Annotated in this window: 12 protein-coding genes and 2 pseudogenes; 6 read left to right on the top strand and 8 right to left on the bottom strand. The window is 65.6% G+C overall.

Annotated elements, in window-relative coordinates; translation table 11 throughout:
- From ACZ7GZ_RS38010 to ACZ7GZ_RS37995, 4 genes and pseudogenes are all read right to left on the bottom strand, one after another.
- Nucleotides 1-1,886, bottom strand: a pseudogene (locus ACZ7GZ_RS38010) (SdrD B-like domain-containing protein); the annotation flags it as partial.
- A gap of 266 nt (nt 1,887-2,152) precedes the next feature.
- On the bottom strand, nt 2,153-3,412 hold the full coding sequence (locus ACZ7GZ_RS38005) for an MATE family efflux transporter (RefSeq protein ID WP_471031673.1): 1,260 nt from the start codon (nt 3,410-3,412) through the stop codon (nt 2,153-2,155).
- Nucleotides 3,413-3,450: 38 nt separating this feature from the next.
- Nucleotides 3,451-5,253, bottom strand: coding sequence for a P-loop NTPase family protein (locus ACZ7GZ_RS38000; RefSeq protein WP_471031666.1), 1,803 nt, complete (start codon nt 5,251-5,253; stop codon nt 3,451-3,453).
- Entirely contained in the window at nt 5,250-6,464 is a 1,215-nt protein-coding gene (locus ACZ7GZ_RS37995) for a glycosyltransferase (protein WP_471031671.1), read from the bottom strand. Before ACZ7GZ_RS37995 ends, ACZ7GZ_RS38000 begins: the two co-directional genes overlap by 4 nt.
- Before the next feature lie 217 nt (nt 6,465-6,681).
- Between ACZ7GZ_RS37995 and ACZ7GZ_RS37990 the strand changes: the two genes are divergently transcribed.
- Nucleotides 6,682-7,161 carry an FAD synthase family protein gene (locus tag ACZ7GZ_RS37990; RefSeq protein ID WP_360100174.1) on the top strand — a complete coding sequence of 160 codons (480 nt, stop codon included), beginning with the start codon at nt 6,682-6,684 and terminating at the stop codon, nt 7,159-7,161.
- On the opposite strand, the gene ACZ7GZ_RS37985 is transcribed toward ACZ7GZ_RS37990, so the two are convergent.
- Entirely contained in the window at nt 7,097-7,849 is a 753-nt protein-coding gene (locus ACZ7GZ_RS37985) for a CDP-alcohol phosphatidyltransferase family protein (RefSeq protein ID WP_471031664.1), read from the bottom strand. The two genes, ACZ7GZ_RS37990 and ACZ7GZ_RS37985, sit on opposite strands and share 65 nt — an antisense overlap.
- Before the next feature lie 188 nt (nt 7,850-8,037).
- On the opposite strand from ACZ7GZ_RS37985, the gene ACZ7GZ_RS37980 reads away from it, so the two are divergent.
- The 3 genes and pseudogenes from ACZ7GZ_RS37980 to ACZ7GZ_RS37970 form a co-directional block, all read left to right on the top strand.
- Nucleotides 8,038-8,502, top strand: a complete 465-nt coding sequence (locus ACZ7GZ_RS37980; protein WP_471031663.1) for a hypothetical protein — start codon at nt 8,038-8,040, stop codon at nt 8,500-8,502.
- A gap of 112 nt (nt 8,503-8,614) precedes the next feature.
- On the top strand, nt 8,615-8,749 hold the full coding sequence (locus ACZ7GZ_RS37975; protein ID WP_471031674.1) for a hypothetical protein: 135 nt from the start codon (nt 8,615-8,617) through the stop codon (nt 8,747-8,749).
- A pseudogene (locus ACZ7GZ_RS37970) lies at nt 8,733-9,593 on the top strand (IS110 family RNA-guided transposase); the annotation flags it as partial. The gene ACZ7GZ_RS37975 and the pseudogene ACZ7GZ_RS37970, both read left to right, overlap by 17 nt.
- Before the next feature lie 839 nt (nt 9,594-10,432).
- Here ACZ7GZ_RS37970 and ACZ7GZ_RS37965 read toward each other — a convergent pair.
- The 3 genes from ACZ7GZ_RS37965 to ACZ7GZ_RS37955 form a co-directional block, all read right to left on the bottom strand.
- The gene (locus ACZ7GZ_RS37965) at nt 10,433-11,104 is read right to left on the bottom strand and encodes a hypothetical protein (protein ID WP_471031661.1); all 672 of its coding nucleotides are present in this window, start codon (nt 11,102-11,104) and stop codon (nt 10,433-10,435) included.
- A 941-nt stretch (nt 11,105-12,045) separates the two neighbouring features.
- Nucleotides 12,046-12,297, bottom strand: a complete 252-nt coding sequence (locus ACZ7GZ_RS37960) for a hypothetical protein (protein WP_471031660.1) — start codon at nt 12,295-12,297, stop codon at nt 12,046-12,048.
- A gap of 712 nt (nt 12,298-13,009) precedes the next feature.
- Entirely contained in the window at nt 13,010-13,321 is a 312-nt protein-coding gene (locus ACZ7GZ_RS37955) for a chaplin family protein (protein WP_471031668.1), read from the bottom strand.
- Between the two features lie 554 nt (nt 13,322-13,875).
- Between ACZ7GZ_RS37955 and ACZ7GZ_RS37950 the strand changes: the two genes are divergently transcribed.
- Both ACZ7GZ_RS37950 and ACZ7GZ_RS37945 read left to right on the top strand, forming a co-directional pair.
- Complete coding sequence (locus ACZ7GZ_RS37950) at nt 13,876-14,967, top strand: ParA family protein (RefSeq protein WP_471031659.1); 1,092 nt, start codon at nt 13,876-13,878, stop codon at nt 14,965-14,967.
- A gap of 460 nt (nt 14,968-15,427) precedes the next feature.
- The gene (locus ACZ7GZ_RS37945) at nt 15,428-15,622 is read left to right on the top strand and encodes a hypothetical protein (RefSeq protein ID WP_471031658.1); all 195 of its coding nucleotides are present in this window, start codon (nt 15,428-15,430) and stop codon (nt 15,620-15,622) included.
- Nucleotides 15,623-15,634 lie beyond the last annotated feature (12 nt).

The following is a 15,634-nucleotide window of genomic DNA, read 5'->3' as shown; positions in this document are numbered from 1 at the left end:
TTCTCGTTGGTGTCCTGCCACACCCGGTTACCGATCTGCAACGGCGCCTGATCACACAACACTTCCAGGTCACCGATACCACGCGACTTACCGAACGCACCGTTCAGGTAGAGACCGTCCGTGTCCGGAGAGCTGGTGCCAGTGGTGCGGTCGACCCACCGCACACCGCTGCCCGTCTTGCCGATGGGGTCCATCGCGGTGAACGGGATCCGCGTCTCCACCTTGTCGACGGCTACGCCACCCTCACTGATCTCCTGGTGGTTGGTGGCCAAATTGTCACCAGGGTAGAACTCCTTAACGCTTGCGGGCTCGCCACCATCATTGGCAGGGGTGGCGTTGTTGGTGCAGCCGCCGTTGCCGTCCAGGACGAACATGTGGTTCCCACCACGGCAGGCCCGGTTGATGTCACCGCCATTGAATGCGGTCGTCGCGGGCCAGGCGCCGGAGGTGGCGGGCAGACGCCAGCCAGTCCGGTCAGTGAACCGGTCAGCGAAGCCGACGACCATGTCACCGTTGGTCTCGAAATTGATGTCGGAGAGCTCCGCCTCCGGATTCTGGATGAATTCGTTGGTGCAGCTCACGCCGTCCTGAGTCGCTGGCCGAGTCTCAGTCCACGGGTACCACCCGCTGGGGCCGTGAGCCCAGCAATGCCCTGGAGCGCTGACCGTACCGAGGCCGCCGCGCCGGAAGTTCAGCGACTGGTCCATGACGGTCCCGGTGAACTGGCCCGTGACCGGGTCGAAGACCTTCACGACCGCCCGCAGGTCAGCACTGTTGCGCGTGGACTCCGCCGAGCAGACACCGCCGACGTAGACCTTGCCGTCCTGAATGCCCAGACCAAAGGGATGCCAGTCGCCCGGCGAGGCACAACCCGGGTCCTGGATGGAGTACGACGCCTTCGGCGCCGCCGCGGTGGCCTGCGTGGCGTCGTAGCGGTACAGCCTGCGGTCGTGCAGGTTGACGACGTACAGGTCCTTGCCGTCCGGGCTGACATCCAGGTCACCCAGCGACTCCTTGCCCACCACCGGACCGAACGCCTCATCCATCCTGACGCCTGGCTGGTGCACGGTAGTGCCGGGGTCGGGGACCTGGGTGAACAACGCGGTCTGCTTCGTGGCCGGATTGGTGCGGTAGATCGCACCAGGTCCACCAGGGCCGTACTTGGTCCCCCGCTTGGCATAGGCGGCGGAGAAGAGCTGCTTCGTCACCTTGTTGTAGCCGACACCCCACACCGTCCCCGTCTGCCCATTGTTCGCCATAACGTTGACAAGGCTGGGGGTCACTGTGGCATCGCCACGCGTGTTGAACGGGAACGACGTCAGCGTGCGGTTGCTGTCCGGCGCCGGGGTAGGAATAGTCGGGTTCTGACAGGCGGTGACCAGGGTGGCGTTCTTCTGGCAGTAGTCCTCAGGACTCCAGAAGGACGTCGTGACCTCGACATTCTTACCGGCCGACAGGTCGACGAACTCCACATTCGACGACAACACCCGCGGGTCGGTCAGATCCGTCCGCGGAGAAGCAGCCCCCGGGAAGTACACCTTCGAATCCGGGTTCTTCACCTCGACCCGGTACTTGCCACCGCTCAGGCTCGTACCCGGCGACAGCTTCACCGTGCCGTCCGCCTGCGTGACCCCAGTGACCGACCGCCCCGCATCATCGGTCAACACCACCGTCACCCCGGACCAGCCCGGCTCCAGCCCCTGATCCCACTTCCCGTTCGCATTCACCTCCCGCACCACACGAACCGTCGCACTGCCATCCCCCGAATCGGCAAACGCCGGCGACACCAACCCAGCGAACCCCGCCACCCCCATCGACACCGATAACGCCGCCGACAACCCCAAAGACAACCCACCGGCCCAACGCCGGCGCTGCCGCTGCTCCATACCAAACCCTTCACTCAACTGGAAGTGGGATGATCCTTTATGAGGACCAGACACACCGGTAAAGATCTTCACCGCTTCCACATGTGACGATCTGATGACCCGAATGAGTGACTTCTTTCTCATCGCGTAGGTTCTTGTACTGCGGCGGGTTGCTCCTCTTTTCTCTGGGAGCAGAGCCGGTGGCCCCGGTAGGGGCCCCATTCGCTCTGTGCGTCTACTAGCAGGACTCCGCCTTGAGGCAGCCACTCTCGGCGAGGGGCCACGGCTCACGAACGCAACAGACTGAGCTCGTCTGCTGGGTTCCGCATCTCGCGTCGTAGCCCTGCGATGCGAGTCCAGCCCGCGCACGCCTTGAGTCCGGAGCCAAGGCACATCCCCCAGGCCGCGCCCAGGACACCACCCAGCGGATAGCCGGTGAGTAGGAAGGCCACGGACAGGGGAGACACCAGCATCTGGATGGAGAGGGTGGTGCGAGGGCGCAGAACGCGGAGGGTGAGCAGGGCGCACGTGCCGATGGCCATGGCCGCGTACTGGCTGCCGGTCGCCGGGAGAAGCTCCGACGAGGACGCCCAGGTTCCACCGAGGAGCCTGCGGCCTACATGCTCGGGCAGCGCCGCCAACACCACAGTCCATAGACCGACCACCCCCGCGAGCACGGCGGCAAGGGTCGCTGTCACTCGGATCTGACCCGAAACGGTCCTGCAACGGCACAGGATCGGCGGCCCGAGGGCGGTGGCGGCGTTGAATAGCACGTTCAGTGGGCCGAAGAGCGTCGTGGCGCCGCGTAGAGCGCCGACCGCCAAGGGGTCTGCGAACAGCCCGAGCACGACGACCGCGAGCTGGCTGAAGGCGTTGCCGACGGCGAACTCAAGGGCGAATCTGCGCCCGAGGTGGTCGCGGCGCAGCAGCTGCCGTAGGTCGGTGGGCAGCCCGCGCAGCGGGGGAGCGAGAAATAGGGCCCCTGTCAGCAATGCGGGGAGGGCGGACAGCCCCCATACTGCCACCAAGCGAGCGGGGCTCGCGCCGTGCGGCTGGATGGCGAGGGCAGGCAGGACCGCCGCGAGACGTATAACGTCGACGATCAGTGCGTGGTGCGGCAGCCGCAGTGTAGCGAAGGAATACCGCATGCTGTCCTGGGTGAGCACAACAGGCAGGACGAGCCCGAGTACGGCGAGCACACGGGCGGTGCCGCCGGGCACTGCTGCAAGTGTCGTGGCCATCGCCAGGCCCAGGCCGGCGGAGGCGGCGGCCGTGAACCCCAGCGCGGCCCGGCATGCGCCCCGCACCTCGGAACAGGCTCCGCGCTCCAGCACAAGCGCCTGCCCGACATAGGAGACCGATAACCCGAGCAGCACCGAGAACACGGCGTAGACGAGTGAGAATATGGAGAACCCAGTGGGTGTGGACAGCCGGGCGGCCACCACCAGCACCAAGATGTTGGTCAGCGCCGCGACTCCCTGATCCGCCACGGAACACGCCACGGCGACCCTCGTACCGAGGCCGCCGCTGCCGCCCCCGGTTTCGATAGCTTCGGCGCGCTTCGTCCCATCCGTCTGCTGGTTCGTCACGAGCGGGTGGGGCGAGGGCCTGCTGAGCGGACCGGGAACTCAGGATCAGGCCGGTCCGCCCTCCGGCTGAGGGCCAGGGTGATCGTGGGGCTGTCGTCCGCAGCGGGGGTTGGAGCGGGGACGCTCTTGTCGTCCTTGGCCTTGGGCGTGTCCCTCCCGCCGCCGTGTGCTCCGGAAGTCGCCGTGCCGTCGTTTTTCCGGGGAGCGGCCCGGGTCGGCTGCTTTGCCCTGGTGCCGCGGGCGAAGCGGACTTCCGTGGTTCCTTCCGAATGCAGGAGCGCGCCCAGAACTGTCGCGCCCGCGCCCGTGACCAGGTCGTGAACTCGAGCCAACTCATCCCGGCGGACCTTGCGGGGGTCACAGACAACAAGGACGCCGTCCACCCGGTCGGCCAGAGCTATCACGTCCGCGTATGCCAGCGCGGCTGGTGCGACGACGACGACAACCGCGTTCGGGGCATCAGCTGTAGCGATCAGTTGTGTGGCTGGTACGGAGGTCAGGGCACGAGCCACATTGCGTACCCGGGCGCCGGAGATGAAACCGAAGGTCCCGGATTCCGCCGTCTCCATAGGAATACGCTCCCCCATGGGCCAGCCGCCGTCCTTCCGCGCGGAGATCCGTGAGACACAGCCGGGCCGTATGCCGTCGGCTCTGCGCAGCCGTGCGGCCAGTCCGGGGGAGCGCAAGTCGGCCTCCACAAGGAGCACCTCGTGCCCCATTTCGGCGAACGACGCCGCGAGATTCACCGACGCAGCAGCCGCCGTGCTGATGCTTCCGCGCGGGGCTGCAACCAACAGCCTGCGCCGGTCGGCGAACCGCCGGTCATAGGCAAGCCGGAAGGCGACCGAGCGGTATTCCTCGGCCACCCGCCCCCGGGCAAGCAGATCGTTCGCGTCACTCTTGCCGCGACGGGTATGCGGCAAGGTACCGAGGACCGGAGCACGCAGCGCACGCACGACGTCGGCCTCTGAGCGCGCGGTGGGGTCGAAGACCAACCGCACCCAGGCGGCGAGCAGCCCGATGCCAATGCCGACGGCGGAACCGAGTCCAAGGAGCAAGAGCAGTCCGGGGCCGGAGGGGGAGGTCGGTGGGGTAGCTGTGCGGACCACGAAGCCGGGCGTGGTGTCGAGCGCCTTGAGCTGGGTGACCCTGTTGTTGAGCTGGGACATCTGGCCGAGCACCGAGGACTGCGCGGACAGCGTGCTGCTCTGGCTCCGGCCCTCGACTGCGATTTTCTTAGCCAGCTCGTCCCGCTGCTTCTCGAGCGGTTTCAGCTGCTTCAGGTACCCCTCGACCATGTTGCCGATCAGGGACTGGGTGCGCTTCTGCCGGTTTTCCAGATACGCCTTGGCAAACGCGTTGGCGCGCTGTGCGGCCGTGCCGGGACCGTTAGCGGTGTAGTCGAAGTGCAGCACGAGGGTGTTCGGCGGATTGGTGACCTGGAGCCCAGACTGGAGCTCCTCAGCGCGATCCGGCGCGCCCAAGTCCTTGGCGGCCAGTGTGGCGACGGCGTTGCTGAGCGCCGACTGCCGCTCCGAGCCGATGCTGACCTGCTTTTCCTGCGCGGTGGTGCCGGAGCCAAATGGGTCAGCGGTGGCGGACCGCACGGTCACCTCGCAGGTCGCCACGTACCGGTCACCGCCCGCAAGCCCGACCCAGGCACCACCGGTCAACCCCGCCACCACGCCAAGGACAATCAGCAGCCGGTAGCGCAGCAGCTGTTTGAACTGGTCACGCAGTAAGTCGGGATCATCCTCTTCCACGTGCCCACGCGATAAGTGCTCCGCCATGGTCGTCATGCGCGGACCTCCTTCATTCCAAGCGCCTCGTCGAGCAGTGCCGTCATCCTGGCCAGACCCGCCTCACGGCTGAGATGAGCATCGGCGTACGCTGGGCCGCGCGCTCCCAACTCATCAGCGCCGGCGGGGTTGTCGGCCAGGTTCCGCACCGCGGTCAGCACGGCGGCGGCGTCCTCCGGCGGAACGACGATCCCCGCTTGTGACCTGTGGACCTCGTGCGCCGTGCCACCCCCTCCCGCGACCGATGCCACGACCGGTCGTCCGGCGGCGAAGTATGAGGTGAGCTTGGACGGCACACTCATATCGAGCACCGATGCCCGCTGAGTCACGACCAGTACATCGGCAGCGGCCAGCACATCGGGGAAGTCGGCCTCCTCGGCCGGCGGCAGGAAACTCAGATTGGACAGCCCTGCGCCCAGTGCCCGCAGCGCCTCTCGCTGATTGCCCTCGCCCATCAGGACCACCTGCACCTCAGGCGCCTGGCGAGCCGCTTCTACCAGCACTTCCAGCCCCTGCTTGAGGCCCATGTTGCCGGCGTGCAGGACGACCGTGCGGTCCTCCTGCCAACCAAGTCGCGCACGTGTCTCGGCTCGCGCCCGCAAAGGCCGGGCCACATGCGACCAATTGGGAACAAGCCGGATTCTATCGCGCGGTACCCCCATCCCCGTAACCCGGCCCACGAATGACTCGTGGATGACACCCACGAGCGTGGCCCGCCCCAGCACATGCGCTTCAACGGACCCGGCCACGGCGGCCACCCGCCCGCCACCGCGTATGCCGCTCTGGGCGGCAGCCGCTCCCATCAAATCCTGTACTACCGGCACGAACGGCAGGCCCCACCGGCGGGCGGCACGCGCCCCTAAGATCCCGCCCGCCAGGCTCGGCAGCTGCGCAACAACCACGTGGGGGCGGGGCATACGCGGCGGGACAGCCAGCCCGTGGACGAGGATTGACGCCTCGTACAAGCCGCGGCGCGCGGCGGTCTGCCGTGATGGAACGGTGTGCCTGCGACGGTGCACCAGCGTTCCCCCGCGCTTCTCGACGGCCCGCCACACGCCCCGGTACCCGGGGTCTGTCCGCCAGGCCGGGTAGTGCGGCATCCCGGCCCACACGTGAACCTCGGCGCCGCCGGCAGCCCAATGCTCGGCGATCTGTGTGGCATACGGGCCGATACCGGCACGCTCGGGCGCGTAGTTCGTGGACACCAGCAGCACACGCCGGTGCGCAAGCTGCCCAGGCTGTCCCGGTTTCCCCTCATCATCCGCATGGTCCGGCAAGGCGCATTCCCATCTCTTCCGGATCGGATCATATGTGCGCCTCAGCCCGGTCGAAGTCCATGGGAGCAACGTCACACTGCTCTGGACACTCGAGGTTCCACATGTTCCGATGCGCTGCGGAGCAGATCTCGAATGAGGAGTTTCCGTTAACATGCCGCAGATCGTGGGCTACGCGCCGGGGGTGTACGACCTCTTCCACGTCGGTCATCTCAATATCCTCAGAAGCGCCCGCAGTCGGTGCGACTACCTGGTTGCCGGGGTCGTCTCCGACGAGATGACGCAGTTAGCCAAGGGCCGCGCACCGATAGTGCCGTTAGCCGAACGCCTGGAGATCGTACGCAGCGTCCGGTTCGTGGACGCCGCGTTCGTGGAGACCGTGCCGGACAAGCTGGAGACGTGGCAGCAGATCCGGTTCAACGTGATTTTCAAGGGCGACGACTGGCGCGGCACGCCCAAGGGCGACCGACTGGAGCACGACTTCGCCACGGTCGGCGTCGAGGTCGTCTACTTCCCCTACACCGTCCACACCTCAAGCACCCAACTGCGGCAGGCACTCAACGTGCTCATCAATCCACGTGCGCCTCTTGCTCCGGGCGTATCGCGGTCAGCTCCCGGAACCACTTCGCCATGAAGGCGGCCAGAAACAGTGCGTGCGCGGCGAACAACAGCGCATACCCCACCAGGAACGCGTGCTCATTCCCCAGCAGCAGGAAGACCGCGCAGAACACGCCGTAGTCCACCGGCAGCAACACGACGCTCCGCATGAGGGAGGGCGTGGCGAGAGGGGCCGCGGTGGCCCCCTTGACGGTCTTGGGCTTGAGCTTGTCGGCGAGTAGCCCGCCGAAGAAGATCAGCAATGCGGCCAGCTGGAAAGCCTGCGGCAACAGCAGCCAACTCCGGCCCGGCAGGTCGAAGGATCGGTAGAACGAGATCAGCACGGCGGTGTGCAGCGCGGTTATCTTCGCGCAGTCCACGACATGGTCCAGCCATTCTCCCGCCGCACTGCTCTCCCGTCGTAGCCGGGCCAGCTGGCCATCCGCCGAGTCGAAAGCGAAACCAATCGCGAGGCTCAGGTAGACGCTGAACGCCAGCGGCCACGATGGCCGGACAGACGCGAGCATGGCAACCGCAAAGAAACTGAAAACCGCGCTGATGACGGTGACTTGATTGGGTGTCAACCCGATCCGGAAGGCCGTCGCGGCCAGCAGTCGGCCTGCCGGGCGGTTGATGTGGCGCGAGTAGAGTGAGACGCCCTTCGCCGACTTCTGCGCACTCCGTAATTCTCGAAGCGCCGTGCCAAATTCCAGGTCCCGAGACATCGTCCCCCCATACACCGGATACACCGGGTTCGCCGAATGCGATCGCTCACATCATGATGGCACCGCCCGTCTCCACGTGCCGACCGGCTGCGGGCTCCCCACTGCCTGGTTCACGGTGCACGGCCGCGCCGGGGTGAGCTGCAACCGCAGCTGCGCGACAGCCGCCACCGAGCTAATGAAGGGAAGTCATGGCGAGCGGTCAGGAACACAGCCGACAGGGCGAATGGGCCGACGGCGCCGAGGCGGAGTGCTGCCTCGAGCGGCTCAAGGCCATCGCCCGTGACGGCCTGACCGAACCGGCCGGCCAGCTGGTCGCGCTGGCCGCCTGCTATCGGCTGGTCACCTCGCTCGCCGACCCGGCCGCACAGCTCACCGAGCGGCTGGTGGCCCTGAGGCGCGAGGACGGCGTGCCGCACAACGAGACGGCTCGGACGCTGCGGGATGTGACCGCCGTCCTGAACCACGAGGCTCTGGAGAAGAACACACTCATGCGCGAGCTGAGGTCCACCGATTCGGGCCGGCTCGCCCGGTTCCACGTGCGCCGCGAGGTGTACGAGGCATGGCTGCCGCTGGGGGTTGCTGGTCGTGGTCCTCGCTTACCCTCATCGCGTACGGCTCGACTGGAGAGGCTCTGTGCACCGCGCACGGGGTAGTGCCTGGGGGCGGCGAGGAGGCCCTCACCGCGGGCGGTCGGTATCGGCGCGGACCGGCCCGACACCGCGGCGCTGGGCGGCGCCGCGCTGGTATCCGGCCCAGTGGGTGACCGTGCCCGGCAGGATGCTCTTCAGCTACGACGGTGAGCGGCATGACGGCGTGTACGCGCTGCAGCGCTACAACCGCTGGGTCGACGCACAGCTCGACGGCCGGTTCACCGCCGACGCCTGTCCGCGTCCGCCGTGATCTGCAGCCCTTACACGCCGACGACGGAGCCGTCACCGACCTCAAGATCCTCACGGGGCGACGCACGGACCTGGTCGCCGACCGTACTCGAACTGTCAACCGCCTCCGTGCCCAGCTGACGGGGATCTTCCCCGGACTGGAACGGGCGTTGGATGTGACCCACACCGGCCCGCTCACCCTGCTGGCCGGCTACCAGACCCCTGCTGCCATCCGCCGGATCGGCAGCAAACGGCTGGAGACCTGGCTGCGCAACCGGCACGTACTTCGCGCTGACCGGCTCGCCGAGATCGCCGTCCAGGCCGCCGAGCGACAGCACACCAGCCTGCCCGGAGAGAAGCTGACCGCCCAGTTGGTGCACACACTCGCGGCGGAGGTCATGGCCCTCAACCAGCGGATAGCCGAGCTCGACAAGGCTATCGAGGATCGGTTTCGCGACCACGCCACCTTTGAGGTGAGCACGAGCATGCCCGGTCTGGGCACCATCCTCGGAGCCGAGTTCCTGGCAGCCACCGGCGGCGACATGAGCCTCTTCGGCACCGCCGACCGTCTCGCCGGCTTCGGCGGTGTCGCTCCGGTGCCTCGCGACTCCGGGAAGGTCAGCGGCAACCTGCGGCGTCCGCAGCGATACAACCGCCGTCTCCAACGAGTCTTCTACATCTCGGCGTTGTTCAGCATCCGGCACTGCCCCGAGTCCCGCCGGTTTTACGATCGCAAGCGGGCCGAGGGCAAGCGTCACACCCAGGCCGTCCTCGCGCTCGCCCGGCACCGCGTCAACGTCCTCTGGGCCCTCTTGCGTGACGGACGGTGCTATGAGCCGACCCCACCCACGGTTCTCGCGGCTTGACAGACCGCATTAGGAATCACTGTTCGGCGTGCCCACCTATCTGTTGCGGGTTTTCACCGGACAAGCTGCGTCGCTACCGCGGGGGTGCGCGAGATCTTCTACGGCGGTGGGTACTTCCCCGAGCGTCAGCACCTGTGGTTGAGCGGGAGTTCGTGGTGGAGCTGGCTCTGCTACCGGTGCGGCCCCTTACCCGCCCGGATCCACCACCTCTTCAGCGCTCTGCCACACTGGAGATCCTCGACATGGAGGAGGACCATCCGGCGTCCGCGGGCGAGGCGGGCCGACTGGTGTTCACCGCGCAGATCCGGCGCTGGCAGCGGCTTGACCGGTACGAGATCGGCGACCTGGGGCGGTGGATCGACGGCGACAGGCCCTGCGGGCGGCGCACACCACGCTTCGAGCTGCTCGCCCGGTTCGGCGACATCTTCCGCAGCGGCAGATCGCTTCCTCAACTACCGGCGCTACACCGCGGTCGCCGAGGAAGCACTCGGTCACCCGGGCGCCCTGCACATCCTGTTGAACGCGAACGCCGACGGCGAGCGGCTGGACAGTGCGCCTGGGAGGCCGGCGGCGCGCTTGTCCCACGTCGATGCAGCCAGGTCTTCCTCGAGGAGTACCCGGCAATTCGCCGATGCCGTGGTGCGCGACACTCTGGTCAAACTGTCCGTGGAGCGGGCCGAGCCAGAGGCCTCCGAGCGAAGCAGAGCAAGCTGTAAACTGCGGGCAGTGCTGGACCCGGCGCGAACAGCACCCGGTCAGCGCCCTGGTCAATCACCACACCACGCCGGCGCGGGCCCTTCCCTCCTGCGCCGGCGTGTTTCGTCCCACCTGACAAGCAATCACTCTTTCCGGCCACGGACGGCGTCTCGCGTCTTCGAATTCATTCCACCCAGCACCTTGAAGAGCTGGGCAGCCCGTCCGGTGGGACGGTTGTTGACACAGGCACCCCTTGGGGCAGTGTAAGTTTGCGCGACAAAAGAGCTTGCTTCCGCGAATGACGGCTCGTCGACTGTCACGTTCTTCACATACTTGCTGGTGCCGATCGCCTTCAAAGTACCCGTAATTCGGTGCCCCATGCCTACGTAACCCACGGTGAGCACATCGCCTGCATGAACGGTCGGATTAATCGTGGTTTCACTTGAGAGGCTGTTGTCCCAAGTCCTGCTGTAGCTACGAGCCGCCGAGTCCTGGAATGACCGCTCCGCCGTTTGGCTACCGGAGGTGTAACCGGAAATGGTACCGCTGAGGTTTCCCTCGGTTCTACTTTCATCCATGGTTCCCGTGATCTGGTCCTGAAAGCTAGGAGAATAGCTCTCGTGCTGCTGCATCACGGTTTGGTCTCCCGTCGCGGTCCCTGAATGAGAGATCTGCGAGGTGCCCATAATATTTCCCGTCTTGGTCGACGATCCGGAGATGTTTCCCCCGATATTGTCGGTGACTGACGGCTCGAAGGAGATGGTACGCGTAACGAAGACATCATGGTTGGTGCAGTTCAGGTAGGAGTCGCCCACCGAAACAACTCCTCCCCGATATTCCTGCACCCCATCAACTGCGAAACGACACCCTTTCCCTTGACTGCAAAGACTTGTCACGTCTTTAACCGACGTAAGAGGTTTATCCCCATCGAAAGCCTGAGCCCTGGGCATAGGGCGTGGGCCGTTTCGATCCGCAGCACTGGACGGAACCGCAGCAAGGGAGACCATGGTCGCGGAGACCAGCGGGATCAGTAATGTGTACAAAGCGTGAACCCGCGAGGGGGAAACAACCCGCGACCGTAGTGTGCCGTTCAACGCTGTTCTCCTTACCATTCACCAAAGAAAGGCATCGCGCCCGCTGGACCAACATCACTCTCACTGGAGCCAGTTGACCAGCAAAGATATTTAGCAGATCAAGAATTAAACCTTCGGCAGGTCATACACCGGACCGCCTCCTAAAACGCCGTCGACGACCGAGCCATCGAAGAATTCCTCTCGTATGCACAGCACCGCCTGACAAGGCAGCGAGACGGATACCTCATCAAGGTCATTAACCAATGCCCTGAACCGGCATATAGATGAGGGCGCGCCCGATGTCAGGCTGACGTACTAGTCATCCGATTGGACGTGCTACTCATCCGGTTGGCGGAGCGCCATGCCTTTACTGGTCAACTGGCTATGGCGGAAGTGTTCCGGCGGCATGGATTCGGCGGCCTGATTTCGATGCGCTGGATCCTTCCGGGGGGCAGTCCGACAGCAACGTCCTGGATGGTGCGCCTCGGGGATTGTCACCGACCGGCTCTAAGGCCGTGTTTGAGTTCGGGGTAGTCGTGTGTGATGCGCCAGCGGTTCTTCGCCAGGCGGACCAGGTCCGGGACCGGGGTGTCGTCGGGCGGGTCGGGCAGCCGGGAGCGGGGCGGTCCGTCCTCGCCGTCGGGCCATTGGGCCAGCAGTCGTGCCTGGGGCAGGACGCCGTGCTACCGGCCGTGCTCGGCCACCGTGGCTTGCTGGGCCAGCCGGTGCGGGCGCGCCCCGGCCGGCCGTACCCGCCCCGTGAGGAAGCGGGAGGCCATCGGGCCGCGGGAGCCTTCCTGCCGGGTCACCTCGCTGAAGGCTTCCCGTCCGGCGGCCGCGGCCAGTTCCGCCACCGGCATGGGTGGCTGCCGGTGGCGGGGGAACCGGCCGCCGGCCGTTGCCGGACCAGGCTGGGGTATCAGGGACTGCGTCATGCGGCTGGACGGTCAGATCACCACGGATGCCGACCACCTACGCGTGTCCCCGCACGGCCAGGGCGGCGCGAAAGCCGGCGTTCTGCCCATAGCCCACGTCGTAGCAAGGTCTCCGGTTCGATCAACTCGACCACCTTGTCGCTGGTGAAGACCTCATGGACCCGGGTGTCGGACTCACCGGCGCCCGAGCCGGCAAAGATGGCGGCGAGCCTGCACAAGGCGGTGGGTGGGGCGGCAATGACGGTGGCGGAGAGGTCGCGCAGGGCAGCGACGGTGAAGTCCAGCCGTGTCGACCCTGCGATGGGCAGCTGGACGGTGGGGACCGGCCGCGCGATTCCGAGGGAGCGTGGGTGAAGACGAAGCCGGAGTAGACCTCGTCGGCATGAACGAGTTTTGCCCCGCAGACCTGCGCGCAGGTCTGCGGCGGGCAGGACAGTGCCCGAACCACCGGCGCATCGCCCGCCATTCACCGCACGTGTAGACCGCCACTTTTGGCGAGCCGGTGGTGCCGCCACTCGGGAAGACGACGCCCTGGTGTGCGGCCGTCGGGTAAATCCGCGTAGAGCTCGCGGAGAACGTTAGGTGCTGCCTGACGAAGGCCTCGGTGCCCAGTCAGCGCTATCAGCACGGTCTCGGAACGGCCCCGCCAAGACCGTCCCGAGGCCGCAAGGCACTTTCCATTGGGAAGTACCAGCGGATCTTTCGAAGATCCCTACAGTTCAACAGGGACTTCGGGAATCGCTGGTGGTGCCGGCACGGTCGGCGGAGTCACAGCCGGGGGGGCCACAGGTGGCGAAGGCACACAGGTACTCACACCGCTAGACGTCAAAGGCGCCAAGCCTAGAATGCTGACGGTAGTGCCGCACACGTTGATCGGAATGTTCACCGGCACCTGGACCAGATTGTTCGACAGGATAGGAATATTCACGGCCGGGTTGTCGGCAGCGTGGGCTGCTGCGGCACCCAACGCACTGGTCAGGGCCAGTGAAGTAGTGACGGCCCCTAAGACGGCCGCCTTCGTCATCTTGCGCACGGTGTATGTCTCCCATGTCTGGTTGGACGCTTGCTAGCAGGCTGCGTGTCATTGCCACTCAAGACGCCGTAAGAGCACCCCGTGCCATGTCACGGCTGGTGGTCGCAGCAGCCTGCAGTGAAAGAGTCCCTCGCAATCTGATTATGACGCAGACGTCAATCCGATTGATATCAGCGGTCCGTAGCAGCCGCCATTACCTGATCGCTCCATTCGCCGCCCCATTACCTGCATGGGCCGCGCGGCGCCTACCCATCCAACATGAAATCCCTGCGCAATGGACTCAAAGTACCACCTGACCTGCAGTTTCACAAGTTCACACACTTCACTCACTTACTCGCTCATCCAGCTGGTTCGGCGCGTCCGGGACGGAAAATAAGGCGTGAACGTCTGACACGCGACACGGCCCGGAAAGTGTACTGAACCTTCCTGGCGCCGTGTAGTCTCCACACGGCGTCAGGAGAGGCCTACCTATTCAGGGTTCATCAAGTGGCCTCACCGGCATACGGAGATGTAAATCGACAAGACCCAGTCAGAACGGATACCCCATGGATCTAGTTAATCTTGACGGTTTGTCAAGTCGCCTCAACGTCATCAAGACTTTCTCGGACATGTCCGACCCGGAGGACATCGACGCTCTGGTGAGGCAGCTGCGTCCCCGGCTTCGGAACGTCATTGGGGCTACGATCGGCAAGGGTGGCGAAGGCAAGACAACTGTCACCACCAACCTGGCGTACGTTCTGGCCGAAGCTGAGAAGGAGAAGGACAGACAGGGAAAGCCGACCAAGCCCATCCTCTACATCGAGCTCGACAGCAACGGCAACGGGCGACTCAATCTCGGCATCCGAGGCAGCGAGTTCGACGATGATGGACTCGGTTTCTTTGAAGCTTTGACTGAAGACAAGGGCCTCAAAGTCGTTCAGGGTGTACGCCCCTACCTCGACATGGTCGTATCCGGGTGTCACAACGCTGACATCCCGTCATCCGTAACCAAGCTTTCCGACAAGTACGGAATCACGTCTTACCTACTGCTGGCGGCCCTCCTGGCACAGATCTCGCACCGATACCGCTGGATCTTGCTCGACTTCTCTCCGGGCGACAAAATGATCCAACGGATGGGTCTGGCCGCCTGCACCCACCTCATTGCACCGATGAAGGGCTCAGACAACGCGGTGATCGAGGGCCTCGGTACCCTAGCCACTCTCGTACGTCAGATCAGGCGTCTCAACCATGAGGTGGCGATCGTCTCGCTCGTCTTCCTCGGCTACCGCAGAGTCAACGACCAGCCCACCAGTCAACTCACGAATCTTCGCGAGAAGATCGGCATTCTGTTGGACCGGGCGCACATCAGCCGAGAGGTGTTGGTGAGCGCCTTCATTCGCGACGGGGCGACCACAGCCAATCTGGCTCGCAACTATGGTATGCCTGCAGGTGAGTTTGCCCTTGCCGCAGCGGGACAGCTCCTCGACAGCGACACTGGCAAGCCCGTAGACAGGCCGCGCGACGAGAACGGACGCTACGCCGATCCAAAGCGTGCGCTCGATCTCGCCGGCGATTACATCAGCGTGGCCACCCAAGTGATTCAACTGGTCCGGCAGCGAAACCAGGAGCTGCATGGCGATGAGGCTTCCCATTGCTGACGTCGAGTCGCTGCAATGACTTTGGGAGTGAGTTGGTAGACGGCGGTGTGCTGCCGCTCGGCGGCCCCAGCGGCCTTCGCTGCGAGGGCCTTGGGCGGAGCCAAGGGCCGGGCGCAGGGGCGTCAGGCAGGCGCGGCCGGTGCGCCGCGTCGCCGAGGGGTCTGGTAGCCCGTCAACAGCAGCAATGCTCCGGTGGTGCCCATGTCCAGGGCGCGTTCGAGAGCCGGGAACAGGTTGTTCAGCAGACCCTGTGCCAGTTGGTAGTGCGGGTGCGGTCGTCGGAAAGGCCGACGCGGCACTCGGTCAGCAGCTTCAGCTCGATGCTCGCGTCGTCGCCGAACCCGATCGGCTACTAGCCGCGCCGCGCGCCCACCCGGTCGGCGATCACCGGGCGCCCCAGGCGTTGGGCTTGCCCGCGCCTCGGTAACTGCCGGAAGCCCGGTTGGCCACGATGCCAGGGATGGAGACCAGCTCCCGGCCGGGGGACCAGCAGGGCGCTCAGCTGGCCAGGGCCGTCGGCAGCCATAGCCAGCGCCCACGGGACATCCCGTCCCCCGGCGAGGACCAGGGCGTCCCCCAGCAGCTTCAGCAACTCGGGTTCATCGTGGGCCGGCTGCCAGCCAAGCCTCCCGAGCCCCTGCCGACAGCCGCATGAAAGCCACACCCA

The organism is Streptomyces sp. NPDC037288 (genome assembly GCF_055603265.1).
This window is presented reverse-complemented; position numbering and strand designations above follow the sequence as displayed.